Annotated in this window: 19 protein-coding genes; 3 read left to right on the top strand and 16 right to left on the bottom strand. The window is 70.4% G+C overall.

Annotated elements, in window-relative coordinates:
• Nucleotides 1-7 precede the first annotated feature (7 nt).
• The 3 genes from ACFVW6_RS03550 to hemL all read right to left on the bottom strand — a co-directional run bounded on the left by ACFVW6_RS03550 (nt 8) and on the right by hemL (nt 2,678).
• A complete protein-coding gene (locus ACFVW6_RS03550; RefSeq protein ID WP_378823913.1) occupies nt 8-649 on the bottom strand; it encodes a TlpA disulfide reductase family protein in 642 nt (213 codons plus the stop codon).
• Complete coding sequence (locus ACFVW6_RS03545; protein WP_355274646.1) at nt 646-1,272, bottom strand: histidine phosphatase family protein; 627 nt, start codon at nt 1,270-1,272, stop codon at nt 646-648. Before ACFVW6_RS03545 ends, ACFVW6_RS03550 begins: the two co-directional genes overlap by 4 nt.
• Before the next feature lie 107 nt (nt 1,273-1,379).
• On the bottom strand, nt 1,380-2,678 hold the full coding sequence (hemL, locus tag ACFVW6_RS03540) for a glutamate-1-semialdehyde 2,1-aminomutase (RefSeq protein ID WP_378825602.1): 1,299 nt from the start codon (nt 2,676-2,678) through the stop codon (nt 1,380-1,382).
• Nucleotides 2,679-2,931: 253 nt separating this feature from the next.
• Between hemL and ACFVW6_RS03535 the strand changes: the two genes are divergently transcribed.
• The gene (locus tag ACFVW6_RS03535; protein WP_365008417.1) at nt 2,932-3,318 is read left to right on the top strand and encodes a hypothetical protein; all 387 of its coding nucleotides are present in this window, start codon (nt 2,932-2,934) and stop codon (nt 3,316-3,318) included.
• Here ACFVW6_RS03535 and ACFVW6_RS03530 read toward each other — a convergent pair.
• The 6 genes from ACFVW6_RS03530 to ACFVW6_RS03505 form a co-directional block, all read right to left on the bottom strand.
• The gene (locus ACFVW6_RS03530; RefSeq protein WP_355273954.1) at nt 3,315-3,536 is read right to left on the bottom strand and encodes a hypothetical protein; all 222 of its coding nucleotides are present in this window, start codon (nt 3,534-3,536) and stop codon (nt 3,315-3,317) included. The two genes, ACFVW6_RS03535 and ACFVW6_RS03530, sit on opposite strands and share 4 nt — an antisense overlap.
• Nucleotides 3,537-3,619: 83 nt before the next feature.
• Entirely contained in the window at nt 3,620-3,889 is a 270-nt protein-coding gene (locus tag ACFVW6_RS03525; protein ID WP_355273957.1) for a hypothetical protein, read from the bottom strand.
• Nucleotides 3,886-4,326 (bottom strand): hypothetical protein, encoded by a 441-nt coding sequence (locus tag ACFVW6_RS03520; protein ID WP_378823918.1) that lies wholly within the window; start codon nt 4,324-4,326, stop codon nt 3,886-3,888. Before ACFVW6_RS03520 ends, ACFVW6_RS03525 begins: the two co-directional genes overlap by 4 nt.
• A 278-nt stretch (nt 4,327-4,604) precedes the next feature.
• A complete protein-coding gene (locus ACFVW6_RS03515) occupies nt 4,605-5,117 on the bottom strand; it encodes a hypothetical protein (RefSeq protein ID WP_355273963.1) in 513 nt (170 codons plus the stop codon).
• Nucleotides 5,114-6,091 carry a porphobilinogen synthase gene (gene hemB / locus ACFVW6_RS03510; RefSeq protein ID WP_355273966.1) on the bottom strand — a complete coding sequence of 326 codons (978 nt, stop codon included), beginning with the start codon at nt 6,089-6,091 and terminating at the stop codon, nt 5,114-5,116. Before hemB ends, ACFVW6_RS03515 begins: the two co-directional genes overlap by 4 nt.
• Nucleotides 6,092-6,133: 42 nt before the next feature.
• Nucleotides 6,134-7,312, bottom strand: coding sequence for a serine hydrolase domain-containing protein (locus tag ACFVW6_RS03505; RefSeq protein WP_378823921.1), 1,179 nt, complete (start codon nt 7,310-7,312; stop codon nt 6,134-6,136).
• Nucleotides 7,313-7,534: 222 nt separating this feature from the next.
• Between ACFVW6_RS03505 and ACFVW6_RS03500 the strand changes: the two genes are divergently transcribed.
• The gene (locus tag ACFVW6_RS03500; protein WP_355273972.1) at nt 7,535-7,819 is read left to right on the top strand and encodes a hypothetical protein; all 285 of its coding nucleotides are present in this window, start codon (nt 7,535-7,537) and stop codon (nt 7,817-7,819) included.
• Nucleotides 7,820-7,875: 56 nt separating this feature from the next.
• On the opposite strand, the gene ACFVW6_RS03495 is transcribed toward ACFVW6_RS03500, so the two are convergent.
• The 5 genes from ACFVW6_RS03495 to ACFVW6_RS03475 form a co-directional block, all read right to left on the bottom strand.
• On the bottom strand, nt 7,876-9,447 hold the full coding sequence (locus ACFVW6_RS03495; protein WP_355273975.1) for a bifunctional uroporphyrinogen-III C-methyltransferase/uroporphyrinogen-III synthase: 1,572 nt from the start codon (nt 9,445-9,447) through the stop codon (nt 7,876-7,878).
• Entirely contained in the window at nt 9,444-10,514 is a 1,071-nt protein-coding gene (gene hemC / locus ACFVW6_RS03490; protein ID WP_355273976.1) for a hydroxymethylbilane synthase, read from the bottom strand. Before hemC ends, ACFVW6_RS03495 begins: the two co-directional genes overlap by 4 nt.
• Nucleotides 10,511-11,908: a glutamyl-tRNA reductase gene (locus ACFVW6_RS03485; RefSeq protein WP_355273979.1), complete on the bottom strand. Its 1,398-nt coding sequence runs from the start codon at nt 11,906-11,908 to the stop codon at nt 10,511-10,513. Before ACFVW6_RS03485 ends, hemC begins: the two co-directional genes overlap by 4 nt.
• Nucleotides 11,905-12,774 (bottom strand): redox-sensing transcriptional repressor Rex, encoded by an 870-nt coding sequence (locus ACFVW6_RS03480; protein WP_378823925.1) that lies wholly within the window; start codon nt 12,772-12,774, stop codon nt 11,905-11,907. Before ACFVW6_RS03480 ends, ACFVW6_RS03485 begins: the two co-directional genes overlap by 4 nt.
• A 206-nt stretch (nt 12,775-12,980) precedes the next feature.
• Entirely contained in the window at nt 12,981-13,262 is a 282-nt protein-coding gene (locus ACFVW6_RS03475; protein ID WP_355273984.1) for a glutaredoxin family protein, read from the bottom strand.
• A 184-nt stretch (nt 13,263-13,446) separates the two neighbouring features.
• Between ACFVW6_RS03475 and ACFVW6_RS03470 the strand changes: the two genes are divergently transcribed.
• Nucleotides 13,447-14,376, top strand: coding sequence for an HAD-IB family hydrolase (locus ACFVW6_RS03470; protein WP_355274648.1), 930 nt, complete (start codon nt 13,447-13,449; stop codon nt 14,374-14,376).
• A 6-nt stretch (nt 14,377-14,382) separates the two neighbouring features.
• On the opposite strand, the gene ACFVW6_RS03465 is transcribed toward ACFVW6_RS03470, so the two are convergent.
• A complete protein-coding gene (locus ACFVW6_RS03465) occupies nt 14,383-15,399 on the bottom strand; it encodes a lysophospholipid acyltransferase family protein (RefSeq protein ID WP_378823927.1) in 1,017 nt (338 codons plus the stop codon).
• The gene (locus ACFVW6_RS03460) at nt 15,396-16,430 is read right to left on the bottom strand and encodes an NAD-dependent epimerase/dehydratase family protein (RefSeq protein WP_355273990.1); all 1,035 of its coding nucleotides are present in this window, start codon (nt 16,428-16,430) and stop codon (nt 15,396-15,398) included. The genes ACFVW6_RS03465 and ACFVW6_RS03460 overlap by 4 nt, the downstream gene beginning before the upstream one ends.
• Nucleotides 16,431-16,456: the final 26 nt, after the last annotated feature.

The following is a 16,456-nucleotide window of genomic DNA, read 5'->3' as shown; positions in this document are numbered from 1 at the left end:
CGACGGCTCACTGCTTCTCCTCGGCGGCGATGCGCTCGACCACGGGCTGCAGATCTTCTGCCAATAGCGAGCGAAGGAAGACCGCGGCGACCCGGTGTTGACGATCCAGGATCAACGTGGTCGGAATGACACTGGTGGGAAAGTTTCCGCCGAGAGCGAGCAAGGTTCGCATCGACGGGTCGTAGATGGACGGGTATTCGATCTTGTTGTCCACTACGAAGTCCTGGGCTTTGTCCCGCTGATGGTCGCGGACGTTGATTCCCAGAAACGCGACGCCCTTGTCCTTGGTCGCCGCGTAGACCTTTTCGAGTGCGGGTGACTCGGCGCGGCACGGGCCACACCACTGTCCCCACAGATTCACGACCACGATCTGGTTCGGGAAATCGTCGACCGAGACGGTCTTTCCCTCGTTCATCAGATCGGGCCCCGAGAGCTTGCCGATCGTCCCGCGCGTGGCGGGCGGGTCGTAATAGATATCGGTTCTACCACCGGGCGACACGAATTCGAAGGTGCCGCCGCCGGTTGCCACCGCATCGGTACCTGTCGAGCAGCCGGCCGCCGCGACGATCACGAACAGCGCGGACAGGACGGCAGTGATCGCCCGCAGCCGCTGGCTGCGGGCGGGGCCCGACGCGGTGGAGCGTGTCATGCGCCGTGAACCGAAGGGTCGGAGGCGCCCGCTGGTTCGGAGTACACGATGTCCACCAGGGTATCCCCGTGGTAGACCAGCGAGGTCAGCGAGGCGAGCGAGCACTGCCGGTTGCGCGGGTCGTGCCAGAGCCGCTGGCCTTGCAGGAACCGGCGCAGCGTCCACACGGGCAGCTGATGCGAGACCAGCACGACCTCGTGCCCCGCGCCCTCGACCCGCGCCTTGTTGACCGCGGCCAGCATGCGGTGCGCGATCTGCAGGTACGGCTCGCCCCAGGACGGGGTGAACGGGTCGCGCAGCTTCCACCAGTGCCGGGGCTTGCGCAGCGCGCCGTCACCGACGGACACGCGCAGGCCCTCGAAGGTGTTGCCCGCTTCGATCAGGTTCTCGTCGGTGCGCACGATGACGTCGTGGGCGGCGGCGATCGGAGCCGCGGTCTCCTGGGCGCGCTGCAGCGGGGAGGCGATTACCAGGGAGACGTCGTGGTCGGCCAGCGAGCGCGCGACGGCGGCGGCCTGCGATCGGCCGGTCACCGAGAGGCTGAAGCCGGGCAGGCGCCCGTAGAGGATGCCGTTGGGATTGTGCACCTCGCCGTGGCGCAGCACGTGCACGATGGTTTCCACGGTCGCGGGGTCGTCGTCGAGGGCGGGCGGCGCGGCGGCGGGCGTGGGATGCGGCGCCTCGTCACCGTCGACCTGGGTGGCGAATTCTGCGTCGGGCTGGTCGGAGCTCACGCTAGGGATCCTTCGGGGGTTGCGGCCGCGGCCGCGAGGGCGGCGGCGGGCAGAGCGGCGGCGATACGGTCGAACGCGTCCTCGTCGAGCGCCGCGGAGACGAACCAGGCCTCGAACGCGCTCGGCGGCGCGTACACGCCCGCGTCGAGCAGGGCGTGGAAGAAGGCTGGGTAACGCCAGGTCTGGCTCGCCTTGGCGGCGGCGTAATCGGTCACCGGGCGGTCGGCGAAGAACACGCTCACCATATTGCCTGCGAACTGCACTTGATGCTCGACCCCGGCCTCGGTCAGGGCTTTCGCGAACAGACCACCGAGCCGATCGGCGTTGCGGTCGAGGGCCGCGTACACCTCGGCGTCGGCGGCGCGCAGCGTCGCCAGCCCGGCCGCGACGGCGACGGGGTTACCGGAGAGCGTGCCCGCCTGATAGACCGGGCCGAGCGGGGCGAGGTTGTTCATGATCTCGGCGCGACCGCCGAACGCGGCGGCGGGCAGGCCACCGCTCATCACCTTGCCGAAGGTGTAGAGATCACCGGCGACGCCCTCGCGGCCGTACCAGCCCGACGCGCTGACCCGGAAGCCGGTCATCACCTCGTCCATGATCAGCAGCGCGCCGTTGTCGTGGGCCAGCGTGCGCAGGCCCTCGTTGAAGCCGGGCAGCGGCGCGACCGCGCCCATGTTGCCCGCGGCCGCCTCGGTGATGACGCACGCGATCTGGCCGGGGTTGGCCTCGAACGCGGCCGCGACGGCGGCGAGGTCGTTGTAGGGCAGCACGATGGTGTCGGCGGCCTGGGCGCCGGTGACGCCGGGCGAGGTCGGCAGGCCGAGGGTCGCGACACCCGAGCCCGCGTCGGCCAGCAGCGCGTCGACGTGACCGTGGTAGCAGCCGGAGAACTTGACGATCTTGGACCGGCCGGTGAAGCCGCGGGCCAGCCGCACCGCGCTCATGGTGGCCTCGGTGCCGGAGTTGACCAGCCGGACTCGCTCGACCGGCTCGACCCGGGCCGCGATGGCCTCGGCCAGCTCGATCTCCGCCTCGGTGGGCGCGCCGAACGACAGCCCGCCGATGGCCGCCCGCTGCACCGCTTCGACGACGGCGGGGTGCGCGTGGCCCAGGATCATCGGACCCCAGGAGCAGACCAGATCGACGTAGTCCCGGCCGTCGGCGTCGGTCAGCGTGTAGCCGTTCGCCGAGGCGATGAACCGCGGCGTCCCGCCGACCGAATTGAACGCACGGACCGGGGAATTGACACCACCCGGGATCACCGAAGCGGCCCGCTCGAAGAGCCGAGCGGACATCGGAACCTGCGACGGACTGGCCTCGGCCGCGCGCGGAGAAGAACTCACGGATTCCAGTCTCTCAGCTCGCCTCGGCGCGCCGGACGACAGGGTGGAGCACAGTGACCCAGACCGCAGCGACCCACCGGCGACACGCCCGACACGCCGCCCCCAGGCGCGGATGATTTCGATCCGGGTGCGCTGGCCTGCGGCTACGCTGCGGGCTGCTCAGGCACTGAGCGGTAGACATCAGCTATCAGCGGAAGGGTATTTCATGCGTTTCGGCGTCACCAGCACTGCCCTCGGCGTGGGTTTCGCCGCGGCCGGAGTGGTCTTCGGCGCGGGCTCGGCCACCGCCTTCGCACCGCAGGTCCAGCCGGACCGGATCGGCGCCCAGCTGAGCCACGAGGAGACCGTCGCGCTCGGCGCCGGTCCGATCCCGGCGCTCACCGCGATGTTCGTCCCCGCCAACCGGATCGGCGCTGGGCTGCACGGGGACACGAACCTGCACCGCGACGCCGACGGCGGCATCCGCGCCACCCTGCGTCAGGTGGTGACGGAGGCGGCGAGCCATCCCGACGGCACCGTCACCGTGTTCCTGAACGCGCCGGGCACGCGCGGCGGCCGCGTCGTCGACGTCTACCAGCAGTGGGCCGGCTAGGTGTACATGCAGGGGACCTCGGCCGAGATCGTGTGCAGCTGGCACATGATGCCGTTGTAGATACCGCTCGAGCCGGTCTCCGGGGCGAAGCCACCGGCGGCCGGCTCGGCGATCATGGGGGTCAGGGGCAGGCCTGCGGCCTGGGCGGGTGCCGCTGCCAGGGCGATCGCCGCCGTGGCCGCGGCCGCGGTACAAAATCCTGCGATGAGCTTGGTCATCGATGGTCCTCCGTGGTGCCCGCCGAGGCGGGCGGTCGAGATGTGTCCCGAATCCCCACGCGCGCATCGGGATTCGGCTGCACTCAGGACATCGGTTCGGCGGACCGCAGTGCTACAGATCCGGTCACGACCCGGGCGACGGCGTCGATCGCCAGCACCCCGGCGACGATGACCAGCGCCGTCGCGAGCAGCAGCAGGGGCGGCACGTAGCGAACGGCCTCGAATCCCGGGTGCTCGTCGGAGGTGACGAAGCCGGTGACCCGCCGCGCGTGGCTCCAGCTGTAGACCGCACCGGCCAGGCAGATCACGGCGAGGCCCAGTTCGCACAGCGCCGTGGCGATCCAGCGTCTCATCCTTGCGATCCTGCCAGGGCCGAGCCGAGTGCGGCGCGCAGCCCGGTGTGGTCGATCGCCCATGCCTGCACGATCCGGCCGTCGACCAGGCGCAATCCGATGCCGCGACGGCGCCGCGGCACGCCGCTGAGGGCGCCGAGCGCGCGGCCGTCGGCGGCGTCGTCGTCATCGGTGGGCAGCACGGCGGCGATCTCGGTCAGCGCCATCGACTCGACGCCCTGATGCAAGGTGGTACCGGTCAGTTCGACCCGGGCGTGGGTGCGGCCCGCGATCACCTGCAGCACCGTGAAACCACCGATGGCGACGGCGCAGAAACCGAGGGCGAACCCGTGCAGGGTGCTGCCCGCGAGCCACTCGACCAGCAGGATCACCGCGCACAGCAGCGGGCCGTAGGCGACCGCGCGCCACCGCGCGCCGGGCTCGGAGAACAACACCATGGGAGGACCGCGGCGCCGGGGCGCCCGAGGATCAGCCGACCAGGCTCGGCAACAGGATCAGGGCGATGGTGACGACGGCCAGCAGGACCATCAAGCCGATGACCAACAGGTCGCGCCGCAGGCGGTGCTGCTGCTCGATCACCACGCGCATCATTGCCTCCGAATCCCCCGGTTCTTCCACCGGTCACATCACCGGGATTACCCCAAATCCCTGTGATCATGCTCACCATACACTGTGGCGTGTCAGTGACCAAAGACGTCGGTGTTCAACCTCGCGTTCACCGACGGTTCAGCTGGAAGTACTTCGTCGATTCCGGCCGGTAACTCAGGTACGCGGCGCCCACCGCCAGCACGCCCTGCACGATGGCGGTGCCACCGGCGATCATCGTGGCCACCGAGGTGTCGCCGGAGAAGGCGAACATCGTGGCCACCGCGCCCATCCCCAGCCAGACCGCGACAACGGTGAGCACCGTGCGCGCCCAGGACTTGCCCTTGCCGAGCTGCTGGGCGATCAACACGGTGACCCCGGCGAGCACGAGCCCGACGACCGCGGTCAACCCGAAGGCGAGCAGCACCATCACGTCGACCGTGGACGCGGGGAAATTCGGGTCGCTCTTGTGCATCTCGTCGAGGAACTGCTTGCTCAGCTCGTCGCGCTGCCCGGTCATGGTGGCGATGCCGGCGCCGGTGTAGACGACCCCGAGCCCGGACACGGCCCACCACAGCTGACGTGCGGTGCCGACATCCTCGGGCATCGGGCGGGATTCGGGTTTCTGCGGTGGAACGATCACGACAGCCAGTGTGCAGCCTCGGTCGCCCAATAGGTGAGCACGATGTCGGCGCCCGCCCGGCGGATGCCGATCAGCGACTCCAGGACCGAGGCCCTGCGGTCGATCCAGCCGCGCTCGGCGGCGGCGGTGATCATCGCGTACTCGCCGGAGATCTGGTACGCGGCGACCGGGACCGTGGAGCGGTCGGCCACGTCGCGCAGGATGTCGAGGTAGGACATCGCGGGCTTGACCATCACGATGTCGGCGCCCTCGGCGAGGTCGAGATCGAGTTCGCGCAGGGATTCGCGACGGTTGGCCGGGTCCTGCTGGTAGGTGCGGCGATCGCCTTCCAGCGACGAGCCGACGGCCTCGCGGAACGGGCCGTAGAAGGCGGAGGCGTACTTGGCCGCGTAGGCGAGGATGGCGGTGTCGGTGCGCCCGACCGCGTCCAGGCCCCGCCGGATCGCGCCGACCTGGCCGTCCATCATGCCGCTGGTGCCGAGCAGGTCCGCGCCCGACTCGGCCTGGGCCAGCGCCATCTCGACATAGCGATGCAGGGTGGCGTCGTTGTCCACCGCGCCGTCCGCGCCGATGACGCCGCAGTGACCGTGATCGGTGAACTCGTCCAGACAGGTGTCGGCCATGACGACGGTCGCGTCGCCGACCTCCTCGGCCAGCGCGCGCAGCCCCCGGTTGAGGATGCCGTTCGGATCGCTGGCCTGGCTGCCGGTGGCGTCCTTGTCCTCGGGCAGCGGCACGCCGAACAGCATCAGGCCGCCGACCCCGGCGGTCACCGCTTCGACCGACGCCTTGCGCAGCGAGTCCAGTGAGTGCTGATACACGCCGGGCATCGAGCTGATCTCGCGCGGTTCGTCGATGCCGTCGGCGACGAACATCGGCAGCACCAGCTGACGCGGCTCCAGCGTGGTCTCGGCGACGAGCCGACGCAATGCGGGTGTCCTGCGCAACCGCCGCGGGCGGTCGAAAGCGGTCATAGACCGCAGAATACGCCTGGCCACGCAGGCCCGCGACGGCGCCTACGCGGGGTCGTCCGCGCGGGCCACCTCGCCCAAGATCGACTCGAACGTGGCAAACACCGGGAGCGGTCCGGCCGAGTTCCAGGTCTGGTTGGTGAGCAGGATTCCGGTCACCGCGCCGTCATTGGACCAGGTGGAGCCGAGGCCGCCGGACCAGCCGTAGGAGCCGGCGCGCGGGCCGTCCGGCAGGTCGCTGAGCTGGACACCGACGCCGTAGCCCCAGCCCGCGCTGCCGTCCGGGTTCGGCCCGCCGCGCGCGAGCTGTTCGGCGGTGAGGTGGTCGCGCGTCATCGTGGCCACCGCCGCCTCGGACAGAATCCGCTCGCCGTCCAGGACGCCGCCGTCGCGCAACATCCGGGCGAACCGGTGATAGTCGGCGAGGGTGGAGACGAGTCCGTCGCCACCGCCCTCGAACGCGGGTGGCGTGCTCCACTGTCCGTCGACGGGGTCGAAGACGACGCGTGTGTCATCGCGGTCGGCGTAGTGCGGACCGAAGCGGTCGAGCTTGTCGGCGGGGACGGCGAAACCCGTGTCGTCCATGCCGAGCGGACGCAGCACTCGCTCGGCCAGGAACTCCGAGAACGGCTTGCCCGCGGCCCTGGCGACCAGGAAACCGAGGATCGGCGCGCCGACGTGATAGAGCCAGCGCTCCCCCGGCTGGTATTGCAGCGGCAAGGTGCCGAGCCGGGCCAGCCAGACATCGGGCGACGGCAGCCGGGCCGGGGTGGGCGGACCCCAGCCGAGGCCGAGTTCGCTCCAGGCCGCGTCCAGCGGCTTGGGCGTGAAGTCGGTGAAGTCCATCCCCCAGCCGAGCCGGAAGGTGAGCAGGTCGTCGACGGTGATCGGGCGCCGGGCCGCGACGGTGTCGGTGATCTCGGCGGCCGGATGCGTCAGTACGCGGCGGTCGGCGAGTTCGGGCAGCAGCCGGTCGACGGGTTCGGCCGGGTCGAGCACGCCGTCCTCGATCAGGATCGCGGCGGCCACGGCGGTGAGCGGCTTCGTCATCGAGGAGATGCGGAAGATCGTGTCGGTGCGCACCGGGGCAGCGCGCGACTCGTCGAGATGGCCCGCCGTTCCGGTGCGCACCTCGTCGCCGACCGCGACCAGCCAGGCCAGGCCGAGCAGTTCCCCCGCCTCGACGTGCGTGCCGAGCCGTTCGCCGATCCCGTCCACCGTCATCGTGTCTCCTCCCGTGACATCGGTGCCCACTAGACCACACGGGTCCGACAGCCGCCCGGCGGCAGGCCGTCGCGACCCTGTGGATAACATCGAATCCCACTGGAGCTCAATGGCTTCCGCGAGAGATCGGCGAAACTTGTCGGACCCCCTCGCTACAATCGAAAGCGTGTTCGAGGGTTCCCGACGATCGGGGGCGGGACCCATTCGCGACGGGAGGACGCCATGAACGCCATTGCCGCAACGTCGAAGTCCGGTTTCATCACCGCACCGTATGTGCCGCTGGAGAAGAAGCGGCTGCCCGCGGGCAGGCCGCGGCGCTGGTACGTCACGCACAACCGCAGGCTCAAGGCCATGCGGTTGACGATCGCGCTGCTCGATTCCGGTGTGTACCTGCCGAATCAGGCGACCAACGAGACGATCCGCCGCACCGCCGACCAGATCGAGCTGCGCCCGCCGTCGGATGCCACCTGCCGGCTGGTCCGCACGCTGCTGCGCTACAGCCGATGATTCCGATACGCCGAAGGCCCGCCACGGTGGGCGGGCCTTCGGGCGGTCTCGGCAGGCTAGCGGCTGCTGCTGCGGCGGCTCTTCTTCCGCGGCGGCGGCAGCAGGCCCTCCGCGCGCAGGCGCGAGGCGTGCTCGGCCAGCGCCTCCACCAGCGGACCCACCTGCGCGGTCTCGGGCTGCACGTCCACGCGCAGGCCGAACTCGATCGCGGTCTCGGCCGTCTTCGGGCCGATGCAGGCGACGATGGTGCGCGCGTGCGGCTTGCCCGCGATACCGACCAGGTTGCGGACCGTGGAGGACGAGGTGAACAGGACCGCGTCGAAACCGCCGGTCTTGATCATCTCGCGGGTCTCCGCAGGCGGCGGCGACGCGCGCACGGTGCGGTAGGCGGTGACGTCGTCGATCTCCCAGCCGCGCTCACGCAGGCCCTCGGCCAGGGTCTCGGTGGCGATGTCGGCGCGCGGCAGCAGCACCCGGTTGACCGGGTCGAACACGTCGTCGTACGGGGGGAAGTCGGCCAGCAGGCCCTCGGAGGACTGCTCACCGCTGGGCACCAGTTCGGGGTTGATGCCGAAGGAGCGCACCTTCTCCGCGGTGGCCTCGCCGACGCAGGCGATCTTCACGCCGGAGAACGCCCGCGCGTCCAGGCCGAACTCGGCGAACTTCTCCCACACCGCGCGCACCGCGTTGGTGGAGGTGAACACCACCCACTGGTAGCGGCCGTCGACCAGGCCCTTCACCGCGCGCTCCATCTGCGCGGGGCTGCGCGGCGGCTCGACCGCGATGGTCGGCACCTCCATCGGGATGGCGCCGTGGGTCACCAGCCGCTCGCTCATCTCGCCGGCCTGGTCCTTGGTGCGCGGCACCAGTACGGTCCAGCCGTAGAGCGCCCGCGACTCCCACCACGACATCTTCGAACGCTTGTCGACTTCCTTGCCCACGGTGACGACCAGCGGGCCGACCAGCTCGGAGGCGGCGTTGTTCAGCGTGGCCAGGGTGGCCTCGATGGTGCGCTGCTGCCGGGTGGTGCCACGCACCGTCACCGCGACCGGGGTCTGCGGGGCCAGCCCGTGCTCGACCAGCGCGCTCGCGGTCTCGGCCAGGTGGCCGGAGGTGGCGCTGAGCACCAGCGGACCGGGGGCGGCGGCCAGCGCCGCCCAGTCGACCTCGCCGCGCACATCGGCCTCGGTGTGCCCGGAACCGAGGGCGATGCCCGCGTAGCTGGGCACCGCGGAGCCGTTGGGCAGGCCAGGCAGCACCTCGAACACCATGTGCGAGCGGGTGACGGCGTTGACCTCGTTGATCACCGAATCGGTGGTCAACGGATCACCGGCGACGACGCGCACCACATCGTGGCCGTTGCGGGCCTCGGCGATCAGCGTCTTGGCCACCTCGGCGGGCTCGCCGAGCGCGGGCCGCACGTCCACCGGACGCTCGCCGTCCTCGGCCGCCTCGACGCCGATGCCGATCAGCGCGAGCACGCCCTTGTCCACGTCGGGGTCGGTGAACGCCAGCGTCGCCCGCTCGAGCACCTCACGGGCGCGCACGGTCAGCAGGGCCGGGTCGCCGGGGCCGGATCCGACGAAAAGGATCCGCCCTGGTTGCTTCTTGGTGCCTCGGCTGCTCATCGGTTGTTCTCCATCGGGCTGGAATTGGTGAAGTCTGGGGCGGGAGTGTTCACCGCCTGTGTGGGGGAACCGACCTCCGGTTCCGGCTCGTCCGCGACGCTCAGCAGTGCGCGAGCGCCCAGATCCAGCAGTTCGCGCGCGAGCGTGCGGCCGAGCTCCTCGGCATCGGCGGGCGCGCCGACGATCGAGGCGCGCAGCACGTCGGAACCGTCGATCGCGGCGGCACAGGCCCGCAGCGACAGCTCCTCGAAGATCCGGCCGTCCTCGTCGATCGACTCGACGACCTCGGCGATCGCGCCGATCGGAGCGGTGCAGCCCGCCTCGAGCTCACCGAGCAGCGCGCGCTCGGCCACGACCGCGGCCCTGGTCGGCGCGTCGTCGAGGCCGGTGAGGATCTCGATCAGCTCCGGGTCGTCGCTGCGGCACTCCACCGCGAGCGCTCCCTGCGACGGCGCCGGCAGCATCTGCACCGGCTCGAGCGACTCGGTGATCGCGTCGGTCCGCTCGATCCGGGACAGGCCGGCGCGGGCGATCACGATGGCGTCGAGCTCGCCCTCGCTCACCTTGCGCAGCCGGGAGTCGATGTTGCCGCGCAGCGGGACGATGTCGAGACCGAGGCCGAGCGCGCGCAGCTGGGCGGCGCGCCGCGGCGCGGAGGTGCCGACCCTGGCGCCCGCGGGCAGCTCGCCGAGGACCAGGCCGTCGCGAGCCACCAGCGCGTCGCGCGGGTCCTCGCGGGGCGGGATCGCGGCGATGGTGAAGCGGGGGTCCTGGGCGGTGGGCAGGTCCTTGTAGGAGTGCACCGCGATGTCGATGCCGCCCGCGGCGAGCTCGTCGCGCAGCGCCGAGGTGAACACGCCGACGCCGATCTTCTGCACCGGATCCGACGACAGGTCGCCCGGCGTCTTGATGACGACCAGCTCGGCGGGCTGACCCGCGGCGATCAGCGCGTCACGGATGGTGCCCGCCTGGGTCAGGGCGAGCAGGCTGCCGCGCGTGCCGATCCGCCACGGCGCACGAATGCTGCCTGCGGTCACGGTGTCCTCTTCCTGCACTGTCGTGGTCATGATGCGTCCTGCCCGTCGCCGAGGTGTCCTGCGGTGAAGTCGTCGGCCAGCGCGGACTCCGCCGCAGCGACCTCCATGGGAGCGGCAACCGCTTGCACCGCACCGGGTTTCAGTTCGAACAGCTCACGCAGCGCCTCGGCGTAGCTGTCGCCGCCCGGCGTGGAAGCCAGCTGCTTGACGCGCACCGTCGGCGCGTGCAGCAGCTTGTCGACGACGCGGCGCACGGTGCGCGCTACCTCGTCGCGGGCCGGGTCGGCCAGGTCGGGCAGCCGCGAATCCAGCCGCAGCAGTTCGGCTTCCACCACTTCGGCGGCCCGCTGCCGCAGCGCGGCCACCGTGGGGGTGACCTCCGCCATGCGTTGCCCGGCAAGGTATTTGGCGAGTTCGTCGGCGACGATCTGACGCGCGGCGGCGGTGTCGTCGGCCGCGGCGCCCGCGGCCGGATCGCGCTGCAGCGATTCGATGTCGATGACGGCGACGCCGGGCAGCCCGGCCACGGCGTGTTCCACGTCGCGCGGCAGGCCGAGGTCGCAGAAGACCAGCGGCCGGTCGGCGGCTTCGGTGTTGACCCGCCCGGCGAGCGCGCGGTGGGTGTCGGCCAGGGTGACGACCGCACCGACCGCGCCGGTACAGGTGATGACGACATCCGCGGCTGCCATCGCCTCGGTCAGCCGCGACATCTCCACCGCTTCGGCATCGACGCCGTGCATGCTGCGGCCGGTCTCGGCCAGGCGCTGGGCGCGGTCGAGCGTGCGGTTGACGACCACGATCCGGCCGATCCCGGCCCGCGACAGATGCGCGACGGCCAGGCCGCCCATCGCGCCGGCGCCGAGCACCACCGCGGTGCGCCCGGCCAGCTCGCCGACAACGCCGCGCGCCCGGTCCAGCGCCACCGACACCACCGACGCGCCCGCCCGGTCGATGCCGGTCTCCGAGTGCACCCGCTTGCCGACCCGCAGCCCGTGCTGGGCCAGCTCGTGCAGGGTGCGCCCGACCGCCTGCTGCCCGTCGGCGCTGGCGTAGGCACTGCGGATCTGGCTGAGCACCTGCTGCTCGCCGACGACCATCGAGTCCAGGCCGCTGGCGACCGCGAACAGGTGCTCGGCGGCGGCCTCGCTGTAGCGCACGTAGGCGTGCCGGGTGAGATCGCCGAGCGGCAGCCCGGAATGCTTGGTGAGCAGTTCGCTGACCTCGCCGAGCCCGCCGTGGAAGGCGTCGACCACGGCGTAGACCTCGACGCGATTGCAGGTGGAGACGATCATCGCCTCGGACACGTGGCTGGAGGCGAGCAGCCGGTCGACCAGCTTCGGGCGGTCGGCTTCGCTGATCGCGACCTTCTCGAGCACCGAGACCGGCGCACTCCGATGAGAAATTCCGACGAGCAGGACACTCATGGCGTGATCACCGATCCCTTGGTGCTTGGCTCCGTTGCCGAATGCGGGGTGGCCGAGTGCGGCGCGGTGCGTCGCGTGGGCCTGCCGCGCGCCGGTTCGACCGGCGCGGGGTGCGTGAGGGCGGGATGGTTCTGCGCCGGTACCCGGCGCGCGATCCGGCCGGATCCGGCCTGGGCCACCTCGGGCAGGGCGGGCGCGTCGTTGCGAGCGGCGTCGAAGGAGAGCATCTGCAGCTCCATCGCCAGGTCGACGCGGCGGACCTCCACGTGGGCGGGTGCGCGCAGTTCACACGGGGCGAAGCTCAGGATCGACGGGAGCCCGGCGGCGACGAGCCGGTCGCACACGTCCTGGGCGGCCTCGTCCGGTACGGCGAGGACCGCGATGGTCGGCGCGAGCGCCGGGATCTGCTCGGCGAGCTGGTCGACATCGCGCACGACGAGACCGGCGTACGCCTGGCCGATCACCGCGGAGTCGTTGTCGAAGATCCCGACCACGGTGAAGCCACGTACCCCGAAACCGCCGTAGCCGACCAGGGCGCGGCCCAGATTGCCCGCACCGATCAGCACCACCCGATGTCCCTGTGACAGACCGAGCACATCTTCGATCCTGGTGCGCAACTTGGCTACGTCATAGCCGACACCCCGCACACCGTTGGGTCCGAGGAAGGAAAGATCCTTGCGCAGCTTGGCCGAATTGACACCCGCCGCGACAGCCAGTTCCTCACTCGATACGATGGCTACACCCTCGTCGGCCAACCCGGCGAGAACCCGGAGATAGGTAGCAAGACGAGTCACCGTGGCCTGGGGGATATCCCTCTGAAGAGCCTTGCCGGAGACGCCACCTGGCGTCTCATGCTGCTCTGTCACGTCGTCGGCTCCTCGTGCCGGGCCTGATCGCGGTCCGGTTCCTGTCGTTCGTTCACCGGTGGGGGTCACTGCGTCGCGAGAGCGCGACCGGTGCCATGGGGGGCTGTACAAACCCGGTCACCGCCGCTGCTGAGCGCGGCGGTGCGGATTGCGTGCCACCACCGTAACCGCTTGTGCAGGCGTTCACAAAGTCGGTGAAATTGGCCTCATTTTCCGCCGCGACCAGCGAAACGGCTCAGGTCGGCCCGCAAACGTGGCTCGTCGACGTCGAAATAGCTGTGTTCACGGCCATCCAACAGGACCACGGGCAGCCGATCGCCGTATTCTGCGCGTAGTCCGGGGTCGTCGGCCGCGGCCTCGTCGACGTCGACGGTGTGCACCGGGAGACCGAAATCACCACAGATCGTCTCCAATTGCGCCAGTGCCGTGGTGCACAGGTAGCAACCGGCGCGCGTCAACAGGGTCACGGTGGGTGTGGGATTAGTCATGAGCCCTATTTAATCCTCGAGCCCGCCGCGGCTTGTCGGTGAATCCGGTTACTGTGGACATGGTTCGCGCGACTAGCGGAGGGTACTGGTGCCGGAACGTTCGAAGGTGGCTAGGGCCGGATTCGTCGCAGGGCGATTCGGGGAGTTCCCTGCGCGGTGGCAACCCAGCCGCCTCGGCCAGGAACTGCAGGAACAGTTCGCACGGCTGCCCCGCAGCCCGTTCGGGCCGAGCGAGGAGGAGCTGCGCGCCAACCTGGCCGGTGAGGCCAGCGCCGACGCCGCGCTCACCCTGCACGAGTCCGAACTCGCCGAACAGGGCGAGCCGACGGGCCGGGAGGTACCCCGCGATCTGACGGCGGCGGCGTTCTTCGACGTCGACAACACCCTGGTCCAGGGTGCCTCGATCGTGCACTTCGCCCGCGGGCTGGCCGCCCGCAAGTACTTCAAGACCTCCGATCTGGTCGACGTCGCCTGGAAGCAGGTGAAGTTCCGGGTCACCGGCAAGGAGAACTCCTCCGACATGGCCTCGGGCCGGGAGAAGGCGCTCAGCTTCATCGCGGGCCGCCCGACCGCGGAGCTCGCCGCGCTCGGCGAGGAGATCTACGACGAGATCATCGCCGACAAGATCTGGCCCGGCACCCGCGCGCTCGCCCAGATGCACCTGGACGCGGGCCAGCAGGTGTGGCTGGTCACCGCGACGCCGGTGGAGCTGGCCAACGTCATCGCCAAGCGGCTCGGGCTCACCGGCGCGCTGGGCACGGTGGCCGAGAGTGTCGACGGCAAGTTCACCGGCCGCCTGGTCGGTGACATCCTGCACGGCCTCGGCAAGGCGCACGCGGTGCGCACCCTGGCCATCCGCGAGGGCCTCAATCTCAAGCGCTGCACGGCCTACTCCGACAGCCACAACGATGTGCCGATGCTCTCGCTGGTCGGCACCGCGGTGGCGATCAACCCCGACTCCGACCTGCGTGAGGTCGCCAAGAACCGGGGCTGGGAGATCCGTGACTTCCGCACCGGCCGCAAGGCCGCCAAGATCGGCGTGCCCACCGCGCTCGCACTCGGCGCGGCGGGCGGTGCGGTCGCGGCGGCGGTCGCCCGCCACCGGGAGCGCTAGGCGCCGCTACCCCAGCACGGTGTTGCGGCGCTTGGCCAGCAGCTTGTAGAGGGTCTGCTGGATGGTCTCGCGGACCTGGTCGGTGACCTCGAACATCGTCATCGGGTCGTCGGCCTCTTCCGGTTCGTAGGCCGTGGTGGCGATCGGCTCACCGAATTCGATGTACCACTTCGAGGGCAGCGGCACGGCGCCCAGCGGGCCCAGGTGCGGGAACAGCGGGGTCACCGGGAAGTACGGCAGGCCGAGCAGGCGGGCGAGCGGCTTGATGTCGGCCAGCTTCGGGTAGATCTCCTCCGAGCCGACGATCGAGCACGGGATGATCGGCACACCCGTGCGCACGGCCGCCGAGACGAACCCGCCGCGCCCGAAGCGCTGCAGCTTGTAGCGGTCGGCGTAGTTCTTGCCGACGCCCTTGAAGCCCTCGGGGAACACACCCGCGATCTGGCCGGAGCGCAGCAACCGCTCGGCGTCGGGGTGGCAGGCCAGCGTGTGCCCGGCCTTGCGGGCCAGCGCGCCGAGCAGGGGCAGCTCGAAGATCAGGTCGGCGGCCAGCAGCCGCAGCGCCCGGTGGCTCGGATGCTTGTCGTGGATGGCCAGCTGCAGCATCAGCCCGTCGAGCGGGACGGTGCCCGCGTGATTGGCGACGATCAGCGCGCCGCCGGTGGCCGGGATGTTCTCCAGGCCCGCGGCCTCGACCCGGAACCAGTAGTCCGACAGCGGCCGCAGCGCGGGCAGGATGACCGACTCGAGCAGATGCTCGTCGTAGCCGAACTCGTCGACCGAGTAGTCGCCGGTGAGCCGGCGCCGCGCGAACTCCGCGGCGTTCTCGATCTGGCCCGCGACGGTGTCGCGGACGAGGTCGGACAGGGTCTTGGGTGGCCGGGTCGGCATCCCGGGCCTGCGTTCACTCAGCGAAGTGACCGGGGTGGCTTGCCGCGGCTGGTCTGGCCAGCGGCGCGCCTGCGGTCGTTGTCGGGCCTCGACATTCACGTCGAGACGAATGACTTTCGCTCCCTCGTTCATGTATGCGCTCCCGAACCGGCCCCGATGAGGCCGAGCAGTTTGGTTTCCGCGGCGTCGATCCATGCCGGATCGAAGACGGGCCGCAACGCTGCGCCCGCGATGAAGTCGTCGAATGCCTGGACCGTGGTCCAGCGGGGGGTGAAACCGAGTTCTGTCCGCATGCGGGTGGTATCCAGCCCGCAACCGAAGTAGAAGTAGTCGGGTTGTTCACCGCTGAATCCGCGCATGACCGGGCCCATCAGCGTGCGCCCGACAGTGCGGAAAACGAAGAACGGCACCGGCGCGACAATGCGGCCCGCCCTGCGGATGGCCTGGGACATGGCCAGCGCGCCGTCGCCCGCGATATTCACCGTGCCGCCGTGTGCCCGAAATGCCGCGTGCACCAGGACGGCGACAGCGTCTTCTTCATGCAGCAATTGCAGCCTGGCTTCGCGCCCGAGGACGGTGGGGGTGATCGGCGAGCGCAGATATTGCACTCCACGATCGGCCAGCCGGGGACCCACGATCGGCGCGAAACGCAGAATCGAGGCGGAAATATCGGGCCTGCGTCGCGCCATTCCGCGCACCAGTGCCTCGATATCGATCATGTCGCGCGCAAACCAACCGGACGGTGGGGTACGCGCGCCCATTTCCTCGGTGAATTTCGCCGGGTCCTTGGCGCTGCAGCCGTACACCGCCGAGGACGACCGGACGACAACGCGCCGCACCGACGGCGCCTTCTGACAGACCGCGAGCAACTGCATCGTGCCGAGGACGTTGAGATCCTTCATCACCGCGCGACCGCCACCGGCGGGCGGACGGGTGAGCACGGCCGCGTGGACGACGGTGTCGACGTCGTTGCCCTCGACGACCTTGCGGATCAGCGGATTCCTGATGTCGGCGCGCACGAACTCGGCGCTGCCCATGCGACGGCGGAGCTCCCGGCTGGGGGTCATCGTGTCGACCGCGATGACGCGCTCGACACCCGGTTCCGCGGCGAGCCGGGACGCGACATTGCCACCGAAGAAGCGGCTGGCTCCGGTCACCAGCACTACCTTCGGTACGTGTCGTTCCCGTG

Source organism: Nocardia sp. NPDC058244 (genome assembly GCF_042882065.1).
Classification (GTDB): Bacteria; Actinomycetota; Actinomycetes; order Mycobacteriales; family Mycobacteriaceae; genus Nocardia.
Note: the sequence above shows the minus strand (reverse complement) of the source record. Positions and strands in the feature narration are given on the sequence as shown.

Excerpts from the sequence above, each read along its gene's own strand:
- ACFVW6_RS03465 (WP_378823927.1), bottom strand. The coding sequence starts at position 15,399 with ATGAACGAGGGAGCGAAAGTCATTCGTCTCGACGTGAATGTCGAGGCC.
- ACFVW6_RS03520 (WP_378823918.1), bottom strand. The coding sequence starts at position 4,326 with ATGGTGTTGTTCTCCGAGCCCGGCGCGCGGTGGCGCGCGGTCGCCTAC.
- ACFVW6_RS03505 (WP_378823921.1), bottom strand. The coding sequence starts at position 7,312 with ATGACGGTGGACGGGATCGGCGAACGGCTCGGCACGCACGTCGAGGCG.
- ACFVW6_RS03550 (WP_378823913.1), bottom strand. The coding sequence starts at position 649 with ATGACACGCTCCACCGCGTCGGGCCCCGCCCGCAGCCAGCGGCTGCGG.
- ACFVW6_RS03495 (WP_355273975.1), bottom strand. The coding sequence starts at position 9,447 with ATGAGCAGCCGAGGCACCAAGAAGCAACCAGGGCGGATCCTTTTCGTC.
- hemC (WP_355273976.1), bottom strand. The coding sequence starts at position 10,514 with ATGACCACGACAGTGCAGGAAGAGGACACCGTGACCGCAGGCAGCATT.
- ACFVW6_RS03500 (WP_355273972.1), top strand. The coding sequence starts at position 7,535 with ATGAACGCCATTGCCGCAACGTCGAAGTCCGGTTTCATCACCGCACCG.
- ACFVW6_RS03485 (WP_355273979.1), bottom strand. The coding sequence starts at position 11,908 with ATGAGTGTCCTGCTCGTCGGAATTTCTCATCGGAGTGCGCCGGTCTCG.
- ACFVW6_RS03475 (WP_355273984.1), bottom strand. The coding sequence starts at position 13,262 with ATGACTAATCCCACACCCACCGTGACCCTGTTGACGCGCGCCGGTTGC.
- hemL (WP_378825602.1), bottom strand. The coding sequence starts at position 2,678 with ATGTCCGCTCGGCTCTTCGAGCGGGCCGCTTCGGTGATCCCGGGTGGT.
- ACFVW6_RS03535 (WP_365008417.1), top strand. The coding sequence starts at position 2,932 with ATGCGTTTCGGCGTCACCAGCACTGCCCTCGGCGTGGGTTTCGCCGCG.
- ACFVW6_RS03525 (WP_355273957.1), bottom strand. The coding sequence starts at position 3,889 with ATGAGACGCTGGATCGCCACGGCGCTGTGCGAACTGGGCCTCGCCGTG.
- hemB (WP_355273966.1), bottom strand. The coding sequence starts at position 6,091 with ATGACCGCTTTCGACCGCCCGCGGCGGTTGCGCAGGACACCCGCATTG.
- ACFVW6_RS03530 (WP_355273954.1), bottom strand. The coding sequence starts at position 3,536 with ATGACCAAGCTCATCGCAGGATTTTGTACCGCGGCCGCGGCCACGGCG.